A 15,798-nucleotide genomic window follows, 5' to 3' on the forward strand; every position below is an offset into this window, starting at 1 on the left:
TTCATAGAAAAAACACCTCCGTATAAATTCATTTTAATATGAATTCAACGAAAGTGTTTTTATTTTACTCCCACATCCTGGGGTTAGTGCATTAATGATATCCTAGCCTTTTATTTTTTATTCATAACTTTTTAATGCTTTTTCCATGATGTCCCATGCTAAGTCTACGTTCACTTCTGTAGCGAAATAGGCGTTAGGTTCTTGTTTATAAGTATTATGCAAATCTACAGACATTGTGCCATATGTGAGGTCACTTTGATGTTCGATTTGGATAAATGTTTTTTGTAACGTGAATATTTCAGGATGCAGTAAATATAAAATTGTACAAGCATCATGAATTGGACCACCGTCCATATCGAATTGTGATTTATATGTAGATTTAAAGAACTTTAAGAGCTCAACTACGAAATGAGAAATTGGATTATTGATTTGATGAAATCTTTCAATTACAGCATCATCTGCTAATAATTGATGCGTCACATCTAATCCGAATACTACAACTGGGATGCCACTTTCAAATACTTTTTTCGCTGCTTCTGCATCAACCCAAATATTAAACTCCGATGTTGGGGTCCAATTTCCAAACGTTCCACCCCCCATAATGACGATTTCTTCTATATTATGAGCGATTTTAGGTTCTTGGATAAGTGCCATCGCAACATTTGTTAATGGTCCTGTTGCTACGAGTGTAATGGGTTCGTTACTTTTTAGTACTTCTTCAATTATGACATTTACACCATGCTTATTTGTAGGCTTTAAGTTTGGAACTTTTGGTAATTCAGGACCATCTAAGCCACTTTCACCATGAATACTTTCAGCAAATGCAGCTTTCTTGATTAAAGGTCTGTCCGCACCGACTGAAACAGGAATGTCGCCTCTATTCATAATATCTAATACGTTTAAAGCGTTTGTTGTATTCTTATCTACTGATTGATTTCCCGCAACAGTTGTCACTGCTAAGATATTTAATGGGCTGGATTGAGCACCAGCCAATATTAATGCGATAGCATCGTCATGCCCAGGATCACAATCCATGATGATTTTTCTATTTTGTAACATTTAAACACGTCCTCTTAATTAATGTATGTCTTGATGTCATTATACTAAAGCGTTTTCAACTAAACAAAATAAACAGACTATAAAAAAATTATTCTAAATAGGGTCTTGTTTTTTAATAAAGATACGTATATAATTTTAAATCGTAAACGTTACTATTTGTATAAGGAGTGTACGAGATGAAAAAATGGATTGGGGTACTAACAGTTGTTTTTGCAATTTGTATGGTATTAGCTGGCTGTAATCAAACAGATAGCAAAAATAATGATTCTGATAAATTAAAGATAAAGACGACAGTTTACCCATTGAAATCTTTTATAGAACAAATTGGCGGTAAGCATGTAGAAGTAGAATCAATTTATCCTGCAGGAACAGATTTACATAGTTATGAACCAACGCAAAAAGATATTTTAAACGCGAGTAAAGCAGATTTATTTGTTTATACAGGAGACGATTTAGATCCAGTAGCAAAGAAAATTGCCTCAACTATTAAAAAAGATGATAAAAAATTATCACTTCAAAATAGTATGGATCAATCAGAACTTTTAACAGATCAACATGAACATGGTCACGAGCACGGGGAAGATCATGATGACGAAGATGAACATCATGAACATGGAGAAGACCATGAAGACCATGAAGAGCATGAACACGAACATGAACATCATCACCACGGTGGATTTGATCCTCATGTATGGTTAGATCCTAAAATCGACCAAGAAATGATCAAAGGAATTAAAGATGAATTAATTAAGAAAGACCCAGACCATAAAGCAAATTATGAGAAAAATTATAAAAAATTAAATAATGAATTATCGGATATCGATCAATCATTAAAAGATGCTACTAAAGGTCATGAAGGCCATACAGTATTTATCTCTCATGAATCTCTAGGTTACTTAGCAAATCGTTATGGATTTGTTCAAAAAGGTGTTCAAAGTATGAATGCTGAAGATCCATCACAAAAAGAATTAACTGAAATTGTTAAAGAAATTAAAGATACAGATGCGAAATACATCTTATATGAAAGCAATATTTCATCAAAAATTACAGACACAATTCGAAAAGAAACAGATGCTAAACCATTAACATTTAATAATATGGAATCTTTAACGAAAGAACAATTAAAAGAAAAAGATCTTTCATATCAATCATTAATGAAGGAAAATATTAAAAATATCGAAAAATCATTAAACGACAAGATTACAACGAAAGATGACAAGAAAGCTGCATCTCATGATAAAGCAATTGAAAAAGGGTATTTCAAAGATTCACAAGTAAAAGACCGTAAACTATCAGATTATGAAGGTGACTGGCAATCAGTATATCCATATTTAAAAGATGGCACACTTGATGAAGTCTTCGAACATAAAGCTGAAGAAGATGGCAAGATGTCTGAAAAAGAATATAAAGCTTATTATGATAAAGGCTATAAAACAGATGTCGAAAACATCAAAATTGAAGGCAATAAAATCAGTTTCACTAAAGAAGGTAAAACAACAACTGGAGAATATGCGTACGATGGCTATGATATCTTGAAATATGAAAAAGGTAATAGAGGCGTAAGATACACATTTAAATTAAAAGGTGAATCAAACGATAACTTACCGAAATATGTACAATTTAGCGATCACAATATTTATCCTAAAAAAGCTGCACATTTCCATATATTCACAGGCAATGATAAAGATAAAGTCTTAAAAGAATTAGATAACTGGCCAACTTATTATCCAGCTAAATTATCTAAAGACGAAGTTAAAGAAGAAATGTTAGCACATTAAAGCAAAGAACCTGGGACCACGGTGGTCTTAGGTTCTTTTATATATAATGGAATTATTTTTGGCACTACTATACCTACATCATATCGAATACTTAAATATAAGTCTATTTTTTATATAAATGATTGTTATACTAAATTTAATAAAAGGGGGATATTAAGATGACAAATATTTATGATCAAGATGATTTCTTTGAAGGATATAAACAAAAAAGAAATTATGCATTAAGTTATAACGAAGTTGTTGAAATGCCTGAGATGAAGCGGTTAATGCCAGATTTAGAAGACAAAACAGTACTTGATATTGGCTGTGGTATGGGGCATTTAACTGCGTATATGTTGAAATTACATCCTAAACATATTGTAGGAATAGATGAGTCACTCAATATGATTAACGCAAGTCGCGATAAATTCAATTCTAACAATGTCACGTTATATCATGAATCATTTATGGATTTTGAGACGAATGAAACGTATGATGTAATCGTATCTTCTCTTGTGTTTCATTATATTCAAGATTTTAAGAGATGCGCCGAGAAATTGAATCAGCTTTTAGTTAGTGGTGGCACGTTACTCTTTACAATGGAACATCCTATACAAACAGCCACTAAAGATCCAGAAGTTGCACTAGAAGATGACAAAGGTGTATTTTTACGAATGGAACATTATTTTGATGAATCTTCTCGCTCAGCAAATTGGTTAGGAGCGGATGTTTATAAATATCATCATACAATTGAGACAATCTTCAATAATTTAATAGAAAATGACTTTGAAATTCAATGTGTAAAAGACCTCGGACAGTCTGAGGAAGTATTTAAAATGTACGATCAAGCACGTATCAATAAGCTGAAACAATTCCCACCATTTCTATTAGTAAAAGCAAAGAAAAAGTAGAAGAGGTAGAACAAGTTAATATTTATAAAAAGACACACGTATAATTGAAAAGTTTTCAACTTTATACGTGTGCTTAAATTTATGCTCAGTAATATTTTATTTCATTTCTTTTAGTTGTTTTAAAATAATTTCTCTTTGTTTTTCAAGAGAAATTGGGTCATTATATTGCGTTTGTTGTAAATCTAATTCGATAATATGATTATTTTTGACTGCATCAAGGTTTTTCCAGTTAGTTGTTTGTGTGAATTGTGGTGTTTCTCCCATTGGTGCTAGTATAATATAATCACCCGTATAATCAGAAAGTTCTTCTTCAGATGGCGTTGCCATATAAGCATTCTTTGTTTCTTTTTCTAATTTTTCAGGTTGTGTCATTCCGTAACCACCGTAAACAATTTCTGTACCACGTCCATAGTTTTTACCGAAAGCTGTTAAACCTTTTGGTGTTGATTGTAGGACTGTAATAGTTTTCCCGTCTACTTTATCACCTAAAGATTTTTTATCTTTTTCAAGTTTTTCTTCCCAATATTTTATCCATTTTTTGGCTTTTTCTTGTTCATTTACAATTTCCCCGAGTTCTTTAGTAGCAGCTTTGTAGTCTGATTTCATAGCATCCATTTGGACAGTTGGTGCAATTTTTTTGAGTTTATTAATGTTTTTATCTTCTTTAGTAGTAATGATTAAATCCGGCTTTGTTTTAGCAATATCTTCAACATTATTTTGACCTAACATTTTTGCACCTTTAGTAGCATCAGATAAAGTTTTATTTTGTTTCACAAAATCTATGACGCCAACAGGTTTATGGCCAAATTCAACTAATGCACCTATGTATGTCGGATGTAATACGACAATTCTTTTCGGATCTTTAGGTATTTTGATTTTTTCCCCATCATCTTGTTTAAATACTTTAGTATCAGATGAAGAATTCGATTTTGTTTCTGACGACTTTTCTTTAGTATCTGAGCCATTACAAGCTGCCAAGAAAAATAATAAGCATAAGAAAAAAATAAATAATCTTTTCATAAATTAAACCCTCCAAATAAATGATAATGATAATCAATGTCATTTAAATTATAGCAATCAACATTAATTATTCAATACTTTATTTTTAAATTAATTTGACTTTGTTGTTTTTTAAATATATCTTTGGTTTGTGTTAGTAAAAGAAGGGGTGAATATTTTGGTTAAACGATTAATTAGTGCAAATACGTCTGATATTTTGAATTTTTCATCAGAGGAATTGGAGCAAAGTATTAAGGCGAGTGAAGGTAGAACGGTACTTAGTGAGAATGTTGTCGTACATACGCCTGCTTTAGTTCAAGATATTACAAATGCGGAAATGGCAACTGCTTTTGGAGCGGATATGATTTTACTGAATGCTTTAGATGTCAATGAACCAGAAATTAAAGGTCTATACCATGATGCTTATCAAGGTACTGGCAATGCTGTTCAAGATTTAAAGAAACTTGTCGGAAGACCTATTGGCGTAAATTTAGAACCAGTTGATGATAAGGCGAATATGGCAGAAGTGAAACTGGATATTTCTGCTGGTAGAAAAGCGACTAAAGAAACTTTTATACAAGCTGAAAAATTAGGTTTTGATTTTGTATGTTTAACTGGGAATCCAGCAACAGGTGTTACAAACAATCATATTTTAGAAGCGATTAAAGTAGGGAAATCTCATTTTAATGGGCTGATTATTGCTGGTAAGATGCACGGCTCAGGTGTAGATGAGCCGGTCGTTAATTTAGAAGCTATTACGAATTTTGTAGAAGCTGGAGCAGATATTATACTAGTGCCAGCAGTAGGAACAGTATGGGGGGTCAGTGAAGAAGAAGTGAGAGAATCTGTTCAAGTAGCACATAAACATGGCGCACTAGTGATGAGTGCAATCGGTACATCTCAAGAAGGCTCGGATGAGGCGACGATTAGAGAAATAGCTATTAAAAATAAAACATTAGGCGTTGATATTCAACATATAGGTGATGCAGGATATGGTGGATTAGCACCAGTCGAGAATATATATGCATTAAGTAAAGCTATTAGAGGGCAACGCCATACAGTATCTAGAATAGCAAGATCCATTAATAGATAAATGGGAAGTTGGAGAGGATGAGACAGTGTAGGCTGTCTCATCCTTTTCATATTTGTTTGGAAAGGTAGTATTGGTCCAGAAACGGGAAATACGGACCGATACGAAAATTTATCGGTCCAGAAAACAAGATTTACAGTCCGATAAAAATAAATAGCGACCCGGAAACAGGATTTGCAGGCCGATAAAAATAAATAGCGACCCGAAAACGGGATTATCAGGCCGATAAAATAAATTATTGACCCGAAAACCTCACCTCATTATAATCTACTGCACAATCACCATAATAAATCAGCCAAATATGCATAAAATCTACCTATTATAAAAGACTTCCGTAATACTACGGAACTTTTCGATATGCTACTCGTTTATGAAAACGTTTACAATAAAATTGTATTAAGAAATGTTTGATTAAAGGAGGAAGGTTTCAATGTCAAAACTACCAGAGGATTTTTTATGGGGAGGTGCTGTTGCGGCGCATCAACTTGAAGGTGCTTGGCAAGAAGATGGTAAAGGAATCAGTGTTGCAGATGTTATGACTGCAGCTTCTCACGGGAAACATCGAGAAATTACAGACGGCGTTATTGAAGGTAAATATTATCCAAACCATGAAGCGATTGATTTTTATCATCGATATAAAGAAGATATTCAATTATTTAGTGAAATGGGCTTTAAATGTTTCAGAACTTCGATCGCATGGTCAAGAATTTTTCCGAATGGTGACGACCAAGAACCTAATGAACAAGGTTTAGCATTCTATGATGATTTATTTGATGAGTGTTTGAAGTATGGGATTGAACCTGTCGTAACATTGTCTCACTTTGAATTGCCTTATCATCTTGTAACTGAATATGCTGGCTTCCGAAATAGGAAAGTGATTGACTTCTTCGTTCGATTTGCAACAGTTTGTTTTGAGAGATATAAAGACAAAGTTAAATATTGGATGACGTTCAATGAGATTAATAACCAAGCTAACTTTGATGAAGATTTTGCGCCATTTACGAATTCAGGCGTGAAATATCAACCTGGTGAAAATCGTGAACAAATTATGTATCAAGCAGCACACTATGAATTGGTTGCGAGCGCTCAAGCAACAAAAATTGGTCATGACATTAATCCTGACTTTGAAATAGGTTGCATGATAGCAATGTGTCCGATATATCCGGCAACTTGTAATCCGAAAGATATCTTAATGGCTCAAAAAGCGATGCAAAAGAGATATTACTTTACGGATGTCCATGTTCATGGTGCATATCCAGGTCATATGACACAGTATTTCAAAGATAAATCCTTCAATTTAGATATTACAGATCAAGATATTGAAGATTTGAAACAAGGCACAGTTGATTACATTGGCTTTAGTTATTACATGTCATTCGCAATTTCACATGAGAAATCTAACGAAAAATATGATTATGTTGAAACACGTGATTTAGTAAAAAATGACTATGTACAAGCTTCAGATTGGGGATGGCAAATTGACCCTGAAGGCTTAAGATATGCGATGAACTGGTTTACAGATATGTATCACTTACCATTGTTTATTGTTGAAAATGGCTTCGGCGCTATTGATGAACTTGGTGAAGACGGCATTGTTCATGATGATTATAGAATTGAATATTTAAAAACACACATCGAACAATTTATTAAAGCAGTCGATGAAGATGGTGTTGATTTAATGGGATATACACCATGGGGTTGCATAGATTTAGTATCTGCCGGAACTGGCGAAATGAAAAAGAGATACGGCTTTATTTATGTAGATAAAGATAACGAAGGTCATGGCACTTTAGAACGTTCTAAAAAAGATTCATTCTATTGGTACAAAAAAGTTATTGCAAGTAACGGAGAACAATTATAACATTTGGAGGTTTTTATTATGAAAAAAGCGTTAATTATATGTGCAGCAGGTATGTCATCATCACTAATGGCTAAAAAAACAACGAGTTATTTACAAGAACAAGGACATGACATTGAAGTCGATGCCGTTTCAGCAAATGAAGGCGGGAAAATGATTGAAAAACAATCTTTCGATTTATATTTAGTGAGTCCACAAACTAAAATGTATTTTAAAAAGTTAAAAGAAGCTGGAGATAGAGTTAATAAACCAGTTGTGAATATTCCACCACAAGCATATGTCCCGATTCCAATGGGCATTGAAAAATTGGCGAGTGTAATTTTGCAAGGTGTAGAATAATCAGTATAATATTCTCTATGAAATGAGGGAAGCTTATGCTTAGTCAAAGAGAAATAGATATACTCAGTTATTTATCACAGCGACGTAATGAATTTGTCAAAAGCTCAGAAATTGCAACGATCTTGCAACTCTCAGATAGAACGATTCGAAAATATATCAAAACCCTTAAACCTGAAATTGAAAAAAATGGTGCAACTTTAATTGCTAAACAAGGGTATGGTTATCAACTCAAAATCAATTTAATGATTGAATTTGAAAACTTTTTAAAAAGATATTTGAGCACTAAATCTGTGAATCAAGAAAGTATCAATGATTCAAAAGATAGACAATATTATATTTTGAATTTATTACTTTTTAATAAGACAGCTATTACGATTGAGCAATTAAGCGAACAATTATTTATCTCGAGATCCACAATATCTCACGATATCGCAAATATAAAAAAGATGATTGCGCAATATGATTTAGAACTTGTAAGCAAACAGCAACATGGTATCGGAATTGATGGAGATGAACGAGATAAACGTCATTTTATCATGGATTATTTCTTAGGAAATAGTTTCTTTCATTCTATTAATAAATATTTTCAAGATACGCCACTTTTGCAACAAATTAATATGGAAGAGTTGGCAATCATTGTTGTAGATGAAACAAGAGAATCTAAAGTATATTTATCAGATTATATACTCCAAAATCTTGTACTACATTTAGGACTGATGATCAGAAGACTATTAGATGGGCATTGTTTAAAAACAATTGCTTCTAATGAAGAAGTATTAACAGAAAATGAATTGTCAGTCGCGAGAAAAATTTTAAATCGTGTTGAACGTATTTATCAAATATCGTTTCCAGAAGAAGAAGCGAAGTATATCAGTTTGCATATTATGAGCAAAGGTTCGAAACAACAAGAAAGCGATGAAGAGAGTGATTTATCACATCGTGTGTCTCAAATATTAGAAAAAATAGAAGCAGATTTTGGATTTCCGATGGCGTCAGACAGTCAATTATTGTATGGGCTAGTGACTCACTTACAACCGTTGATTAAACGAATTCGCAATAATATCCACTTGGAAAATCCAATTTTGAATGACATTAAATCACAAAATGAAGCGACACTTACGATGACAAAAAATTATTTTGGTGAATTAGAAGAGTTAAAAGACCAAGATGTCAGTGAAGGAGAATGGGCGTATTTAACATTACATTTACTTGCAGCTATTGAAAAATATTACCAAAGAGAAAAGTTAAATGTCCTCGTTATTTGTGCAACTGGTTATGGTAGTGCACAGATGTTAAAGGTTCGAGTAGAAAGAGAATTTAGTTTACAGATGAATATCATTGATGTGATTAGCTACTATGAAATAACAGACGAAAAATTAGAAAATATTGATTTGATTATTTCATCTATTGATTTATCAACAATCGTATTTAAAGTGCCTGTCATACAAGTGAATGTATTACTCAATGATCAAGATATTAAGAAAATTAATACATTTATTCATCATCATGATTCAAAATTTTCATATAACCATGTGTTAGAAGAGAATATGGCACTTGAACAATATAGTTCTTTCTTTAGTCAATATTGCAGTGAACATGCATTTAATTATATTGAAGAACCAATCACTAAACATCAGCTATATCAGCTTTTGATCAAGCAATTAAGTATTAAAGAAGAGCCAGGTTTTGAAGAGAAGTTGAAACGACAACTTCGGTATAGAGAAGAATTGAGTACAGTTGTATTCAGTGATGAAGTAGCTGTTCCACATACTGCACAGCCAGTCGGAGATTATTCAAGTATAGCGGTGGCACTTGTGCCTGGCGGGGTGTATTGGAATGAACAGTTTCCGAATATTAAGCTAATCATTATGTTATCACCTTCAAAATATAACGACAATGAGCTCAAAACCATCATAGATATTATCGTGAACCTTATAGATTCAGATGACAAAATTTCTGAACTGATGAATTGTAAGGATTATAACAGCTTTAAAAACTATATGATTGGTCAATATCACAAGTAAAGGGAGTTAGTCTATGGAACAAGAAGAAATTCAAGTTGTTGCTTTTGAAATTATTTTACATAGTGGTACAGCGCGTACAAGTATACATGATGCTTTTAAAAAGATGCGTGAAAACAACTATGAAGAAGCGGAACAACTATTAGATGAAGCAAACCAAGAGATAACGTTAGCGCATCAATCTCAAACGGATTTACTACAAAAATATGCATCAGGTGAGTCTATTAATATGGAAATTATTATGGTTCATGCACAAGATCATCTCATGACAACAATGACGTTAAAAGAAGTCGCAATTGAGATGTTGCATTTGTATCAAAAAGTAAATGATGCAGTATAAATGAGGGATAAAAATGGATCAAGAAACGAAAATTAAAATTGAAAAAAATAGAAGAGAAACAAGTCTCAAAGCTATGTATTTTAATCGATTTTTATTAGTGAGATATATGTCTGCTTTGTTCTTCTTTTCGAATTTATATTGGTTTTTTACACTTGTGATGAGCCGCTCTTTAGCATTGATATTGCCACTTGTGTTGATGATTGTGATTTTGATCAGTGTTGCAGAACAAGTCAGAATGTATGGTAATCATTCGAATCAAGCGAAATATACTTATTATTGCTTTTTAAGTATAAGCACAATCAATCTATTGCTTATACCCATAATATTATTCACACCATTATTCCAATATTTATATCCATTTATTGTGGATCAATCAGCGTCTCGGCTTTTCGTAGTTGGCATATTGGTATTAGGTTTATGCATCAGCGGATTCATCTTATTTAGGTTACACAATATTCGACACGATAAAGACTGGCATTATAAACGACTACAAAGATTTGAAAATGCAATGAACTAATCAAAGAAAAGGGGTCTTGAAATGGGATCAGAAAACAAAGTTTTTGCTTTTTTAGAGAAGTATTTAATGGGTCCAATGGGGAAAATTGCTTCATTTAGAATTGTAAGAGCGATTATGGCAGCTGGTATGGCGTGTATACCTTTTACAATTGTAGGGTCAATGTTTTTAGTGTTAAACGTTATTCCACAGACTTTTACGTTTTTAGAAGGATTTTGGAATAGTACATTTTTAAAAATTGGTGATTTGTACATGTTAGCCAATAAAGCAACAATGGGGATACTAGCCTTATATTTCTGTTTAGTTATTGGTTATGAATATACTAAAATATACGCAGATGAAGAAGACTTAGATGTTAACCCACTTAACGGTGCATTATTATCTATGTTTGCTTACTTTATGGCCATTCCACAGTTAGTTATGGATGACGGTAAAATGGTCTTAGTTAATATTATGAAAAAAGATGTCAATATCTTTAATGGTTGGGAAATGTCTGGTGATGGTGTCAGTAGGCTAGGTACGACCGGGATATTCACTGCAATTATCATGTCTATTATAGCCGTTCAATTATATAGACTATGTGTAAAACGTCAATGGATTATAAAAATGCCAGAAGCTGTACCAGAAGGGGTTTCAAGATCATTTACAGCATTAATTCCAGCATTCTTAGTTGCTTTCGTTATATTGGCATTTACGGGAATATTAGTAGCTTTTGATACGGATATTTTCAAAATTATTGCTGTACCATTTGGATTTGTTGTTAACTTAACAAGTAGTTGGATTGGTATACTCGTGATTTACTTCTTAATTCATGCACTTTGGATAGTAGGTATACATGGCGCAAATATTATCAGTGCTTTTATTACGCCAATTGTCTTATCAAACCTGCAATTAAATATTGAAGGAGCAAATATTCCATTTGCAGGTGAATTCCAGAACTCATTCGTTGTTATGGGTGGATCAGGTGCGACATTAGGACTATGTGTGTTTATCGCATTTTTAGCTAAATCAGAGCAACTACGTGTATTAGGAAAAGCATCATTAGCACCAGGATTATTTAACATTAATGAACCACTTGTATTTGGATTACCAATTGTTTATAACCCATTCTTAGCCATTCCATTCTTCTTAGCACCAATGGTATCAGCTTCAATAGGGTATTGGACTATTAAATTAGAACTCGTGAAACCAATTATTGCACAAGTACCATGGCCATCGCCAATTGGATTTGGAGCATTTATTGGAACAGCAGGAAGTCTCATGGCAGTACTCGTTTCATTAATTTGTGGATTTGTAGCATTCTTAATCTGGTTCCCATTTATTAAGATATATGATAAAAAATTAGTAGAACAAGAAAAAGGAAACGACGCATTAATATAGAAGGTTGAGATGAAGAGGCAACGCTGTGGTGGCGTTGCCTCTTTCCTTTTTGTGTTGTGTAATTTCTGGACCGATAAATGGAATTACCGGTCCAGAAACGGGAAATATGGACCGATAAAAATAATTACCGCTCCAGAAATGAGAAATACGGCCCGATAAAAAAATTTATAGACCCGAAAATCCACCGCGCAGCACTCCATCATCTCATTTTATTTCGGAGACAAAAACAATTTTAAATAAATTCTTAAAAAGTGCAGAAAAAATATAATTTTATAGTATAATTAAATTTGGTCGAAATTTATTTAGGAGGTCCGTTATGAAAGAATTCTTCCAATATTATAAACCCTATAAAGGATTGTTTTTCTTAGATTTTGGTTCGGCTGTTTTTGTAGGTATTCTCGAATTGGTATTTCCACTTATTACAAGTATATTTATAGATCAGCTATTGCCAACTAAGAATTGGAGTTGGATTGTGATTTTTGTTTTTCTTTTATTATTCATATACGTTGTTGAATCTGTATTGAAATTCATCGTGACGTATTGGGGGCATAAACTGGGGACTAATATTGAAAGAGATATTCGTAATGAGCTTTACGAGCATATTCAAAAAATGAATTTTGGATTCTTTGATAACCAAAAATCAGGTAAAATCATTGGACGATTAACGAACGATTTAATGGATATTGGAGAAGTTGCTCACCATGGACCTGAAGATGTGTTTGTAGCAGTTATGACGCTTGTCGGTTCATTTGTCATTATGTTGACAATCGATGTGAAACTTGCGCTTATTACGTTCTGTGTTGTACCGATTATTTTTGTATTAACGATTTACTTTAATCAAAAGATGTCAGGTGCTTTTAAGAACTTATTTAGCAATGTTTCGAGATTTAATGAGCTTATTGCTGATAATGTTGGTGGTATGCGTCTTGTACAAGCATTTACAAATGAAGGTCACGAATTAGCAAGATTTAAAAAGGTCAATGACAATTTTAGAGCGACAAAATTAAAAGCATATTCTTATATGTCTTGGAACTTGTCAATTAGTCATATTGCTCAAAAATTAACGTTAATCTTTGTACTGATTTTAGGAAGTTATTTTGTATTAAATGGATCACTATCATATGGTGGATTTGTAGCGTTTATTATGATTACAAATCTGTTATTTAAACCGTTAGAGTCTATTAATATGGTTATTGAACTATTTCCTAAAGGTATTGCTGGATTCAAAAATTTTAAAGAAATAGTAAATATGGATCCAGAAATTAAAGATAATGACGATGCTATCGAATTTATAGATGAACCAGATACGATTGAATATGAAGATGTATCATTCAAATATTCAGAGAAATTAATCTTAAATCAGCTATCTATCAAAATTGAACAAGGTGAAAAAGTAGCACTAGTAGGACCGAGTGGGGGAGGTAAAACGACAATTTGTTCGTTATTACCAAGGTTCTACGACCCGTTACAAGGTAAGATTAAAATCAATAATCGAGACATTAAATCTTATAAGTTGGAATCATTAAGAAAACAAATTGGTGTCGTACAACAAGATGTATTTCTTTTCGGTGGAACATTAAGAGATAATATTATTTATGGTAATTTAAATGCAACCGAAGAAGAAATTAATTACGCAGTTGACCAAGCACAATTAAGAACGTTTGTAGATGAATTGCCAGAAGGTTTAGATACTGTTGTTGGGGAACGCGGTACAAAATTATCTGGTGGACAAAAGCAACGTATTTCAATTGCGAGAATGTTCTTGAAGAATCCGCCAATTATTATTCTTGATGAAGCAACAAGTGCTTTAGATGTTGAAACTGAAAATAAAATACAATCAGCATTTAAGAATTTATCACGTGGTCGAACATCACTGATTATTGCGCATAGACTGAGTACAATTAGACATGTCGATAGAATTGTATATATCGAACAAGGTCAAATTCAAGAAATGGGCAGTCATGATGAACTCATGGATAAAGGCGGCAAATACAAAGATTTATACATGTCACAGTTTGAACAAATTGATGAATTTTAACATAGTGTCAGAGATCTTTTTGAAAAAAGGTCTCTGCATTTTTATATTTTGAGCTAAATAATAGACTTTCGCTGTAAAGTTGTTATTATAGAGTGGTAATATCTATGATTAAGAGGTGTAACATGAAGATTTCTAAAGGATCAGACTATGGATTGCATGCATTGGCATATTTAATTGCTAAAAGAGACCAACAGCCCATCAATGTTAAAAGTTTATCTGAAACGTTAAATGTATCTGTAACATATTTATCTAAAATATTAACGCAATTAGTAAAGGCAAACGTCATAAAATCTGCATCTGGTGCAAAAGGTGGTTATTACTTAGTTAATAATTGGGAAGACATAACTGTCTATGATATTATTACTGCAATTGATGGTCATCAAAGTACACTTGAAGATAGCTTTGATCACGGTCCAGAATGTAAGATTCAAGCGATATTAACTTCTGCTGAAGATGAAATGACGCAAGCTTTGAAAAATAAAACTTTAAAAGATTTAATGTAAGTTAAATCTTTTTTTATCTATCAATTATAGATATTACGACTCTATAATAGTTATGAAAGGTGGAAATACCATGTTTGATTGTATCGTAATAGGTGGAGGGCCAGCGGGATTAGCGAGTGCACTCACGTTAGGAAGAGCTTTAAAGAAGACGTTAGTGATAGACAATAATAATGCAAGAAATAAAGTGACACAGCATTCACATGCATTTTTAACACAAGACGGTGTAAGACCTGAAGAATTGAGAGCTAAAGGAGAACATGATGTAGATCAATATGATGATGTAACACGTATCAATGACACGGTGTTAAACATATTGAAAGAAGAGCATTATTTTATTGTTGAAACATCCAATCAACAATATAAAGCTAAAAAAATTATGGTATGTACAGGATTGCGAGAAACATTACCAGAAATTGAAGGTTTAAAAGAAAGTTACGGCAAATCTGTCTTTTATTGTCCATGGTGTGATGGATATGAATTGAGACATAAACCATTACTCGTAGCTGTTCAACCTGAACATGTGAAACATATGGCGATGCTCATTAACAATTGGACAGACGATATCGTTATAAGTAGTCGTGATTTTTCATTATTAACTGAAGAAGATAAAGCGTTTATTGAAAGTAAACATATCACATTAGTGGAAAGCGAAGTAGCTGAATTTAAACATCATGAAGGACAAATTAATGAAGTTATCTTTAAAAATGGTGAACGAATTAAGAGAAGCGGTGCAATCATTGGTGTGAAGTGGGATACTGATTTTGAATTTTTAAAAGCGCTCAATATTGAAAGAGAAGACAACGGAAAAATAAAAATTAATGAGTTAGGCGAATCATCCGTACCAGGTTTATTTGTTGCAGGAGAAAGTAAAGATTTCATGGCATCTCAACTTATAGACGCAGCAGCAAATGGGAATCAAATAGCAAAATTTGTAGCAATGCAAATCATTATGGAATCATAAATAAAAGGAGTAGGACGAAAAATATAGT

14 protein-coding genes are annotated in these 15,798 nt (G+C 32.7%); 12 read left to right on the forward strand and 2 right to left on the reverse strand.

Features of this window, described 5'->3' with window-relative positions:
• Positions 1-117: 117 nt before the first annotated feature.
• On the reverse strand, positions 118-1,059 hold the full coding sequence (locus tag LQ693_RS09020; protein WP_119650983.1) for a nucleoside hydrolase: 942 nt from the start codon (positions 1,057-1,059) through the stop codon (positions 118-120).
• A 176-nt stretch (positions 1,060-1,235) separates the two neighbouring features.
• On the opposite strand from LQ693_RS09020, the gene adcA reads away from it, so the two are divergent.
• Both adcA and LQ693_RS09030 read left to right on the forward strand, forming a co-directional pair.
• The gene (adcA, locus tag LQ693_RS09025) at positions 1,236-2,837 is read left to right on the forward strand and encodes a zinc ABC transporter substrate-binding lipoprotein AdcA (protein WP_239703185.1); all 1,602 of its coding nucleotides are present in this window, start codon (positions 1,236-1,238) and stop codon (positions 2,835-2,837) included.
• Positions 2,838-2,995: 158 nt separating this feature from the next.
• A complete protein-coding gene (locus tag LQ693_RS09030; protein ID WP_239703184.1) occupies positions 2,996-3,727 on the forward strand; it encodes a class I SAM-dependent methyltransferase in 732 nt (243 codons plus the stop codon).
• Positions 3,728-3,823: 96 nt separating this feature from the next.
• On the opposite strand, the gene LQ693_RS09035 is transcribed toward LQ693_RS09030, so the two are convergent.
• A complete protein-coding gene (locus LQ693_RS09035) occupies positions 3,824-4,747 on the reverse strand; it encodes an ABC transporter substrate-binding protein (protein WP_239743670.1) in 924 nt (307 codons plus the stop codon).
• 157 nt (positions 4,748-4,904) lie between these two features.
• Between LQ693_RS09035 and LQ693_RS09040 the strand changes: the two genes are divergently transcribed.
• The 10 genes from LQ693_RS09040 to LQ693_RS09085 all read left to right on the forward strand — a co-directional run bounded on the left by LQ693_RS09040 (position 4,905) and on the right by LQ693_RS09085 (position 15,770).
• Positions 4,905-5,819, forward strand: a complete 915-nt coding sequence (locus tag LQ693_RS09040; protein WP_239703182.1) for a DUF7916 family protein — start codon at positions 4,905-4,907, stop codon at positions 5,817-5,819.
• 427 nt (positions 5,820-6,246) lie between these two features.
• Entirely contained in the window at positions 6,247-7,677 is a 1,431-nt protein-coding gene (locus tag LQ693_RS09045) for a 6-phospho-beta-glucosidase (protein WP_239703181.1), read from the forward strand.
• Positions 7,678-7,695: 18 nt separating this feature from the next.
• A complete protein-coding gene (locus LQ693_RS09050) occupies positions 7,696-8,013 on the forward strand; it encodes a PTS cellobiose transporter subunit IIB (protein WP_210142786.1) in 318 nt (105 codons plus the stop codon).
• Positions 8,014-8,048: 35 nt separating this feature from the next.
• Positions 8,049-10,037, forward strand: a complete 1,989-nt coding sequence (locus LQ693_RS09055) for a BglG family transcription antiterminator (RefSeq protein ID WP_210142788.1) — start codon at positions 8,049-8,051, stop codon at positions 10,035-10,037.
• Between the two features lie 13 nt (positions 10,038-10,050).
• Positions 10,051-10,374, forward strand: coding sequence for a PTS cellobiose transporter subunit IIA (locus LQ693_RS09060; RefSeq protein WP_239703180.1), 324 nt, complete (start codon positions 10,051-10,053; stop codon positions 10,372-10,374).
• Positions 10,375-10,387: 13 nt separating this feature from the next.
• The gene (locus LQ693_RS09065; RefSeq protein ID WP_210142793.1) at positions 10,388-10,891 is read left to right on the forward strand and encodes a hypothetical protein; all 504 of its coding nucleotides are present in this window, start codon (positions 10,388-10,390) and stop codon (positions 10,889-10,891) included.
• Positions 10,892-10,912: 21 nt separating this feature from the next.
• Entirely contained in the window at positions 10,913-12,268 is a 1,356-nt protein-coding gene (celB, locus tag LQ693_RS09070) for a PTS cellobiose transporter subunit IIC (RefSeq protein WP_239703179.1), read from the forward strand.
• A gap of 316 nt (positions 12,269-12,584) precedes the next feature.
• Positions 12,585-14,306, forward strand: coding sequence for an ABC transporter ATP-binding protein (locus LQ693_RS09075; RefSeq protein WP_080690511.1), 1,722 nt, complete (start codon positions 12,585-12,587; stop codon positions 14,304-14,306).
• A 122-nt stretch (positions 14,307-14,428) separates the two neighbouring features.
• Positions 14,429-14,809, forward strand: a complete 381-nt coding sequence (locus LQ693_RS09080; protein ID WP_037589324.1) for an RrF2 family transcriptional regulator — start codon at positions 14,429-14,431, stop codon at positions 14,807-14,809.
• A 70-nt stretch (positions 14,810-14,879) separates the two neighbouring features.
• A complete protein-coding gene (locus tag LQ693_RS09085) occupies positions 14,880-15,770 on the forward strand; it encodes an NAD(P)/FAD-dependent oxidoreductase (protein ID WP_107565285.1) in 891 nt (296 codons plus the stop codon).
• Positions 15,771-15,798: the final 28 nt, after the last annotated feature.

Origin of the sequence: Mammaliicoccus sp. B-M6, assembly GCF_022386965.1 — a bacterium.
Taxonomy (GTDB): Bacteria; Bacillota; Bacilli; order Staphylococcales; family Staphylococcaceae; genus Mammaliicoccus; species Mammaliicoccus sciuri_A.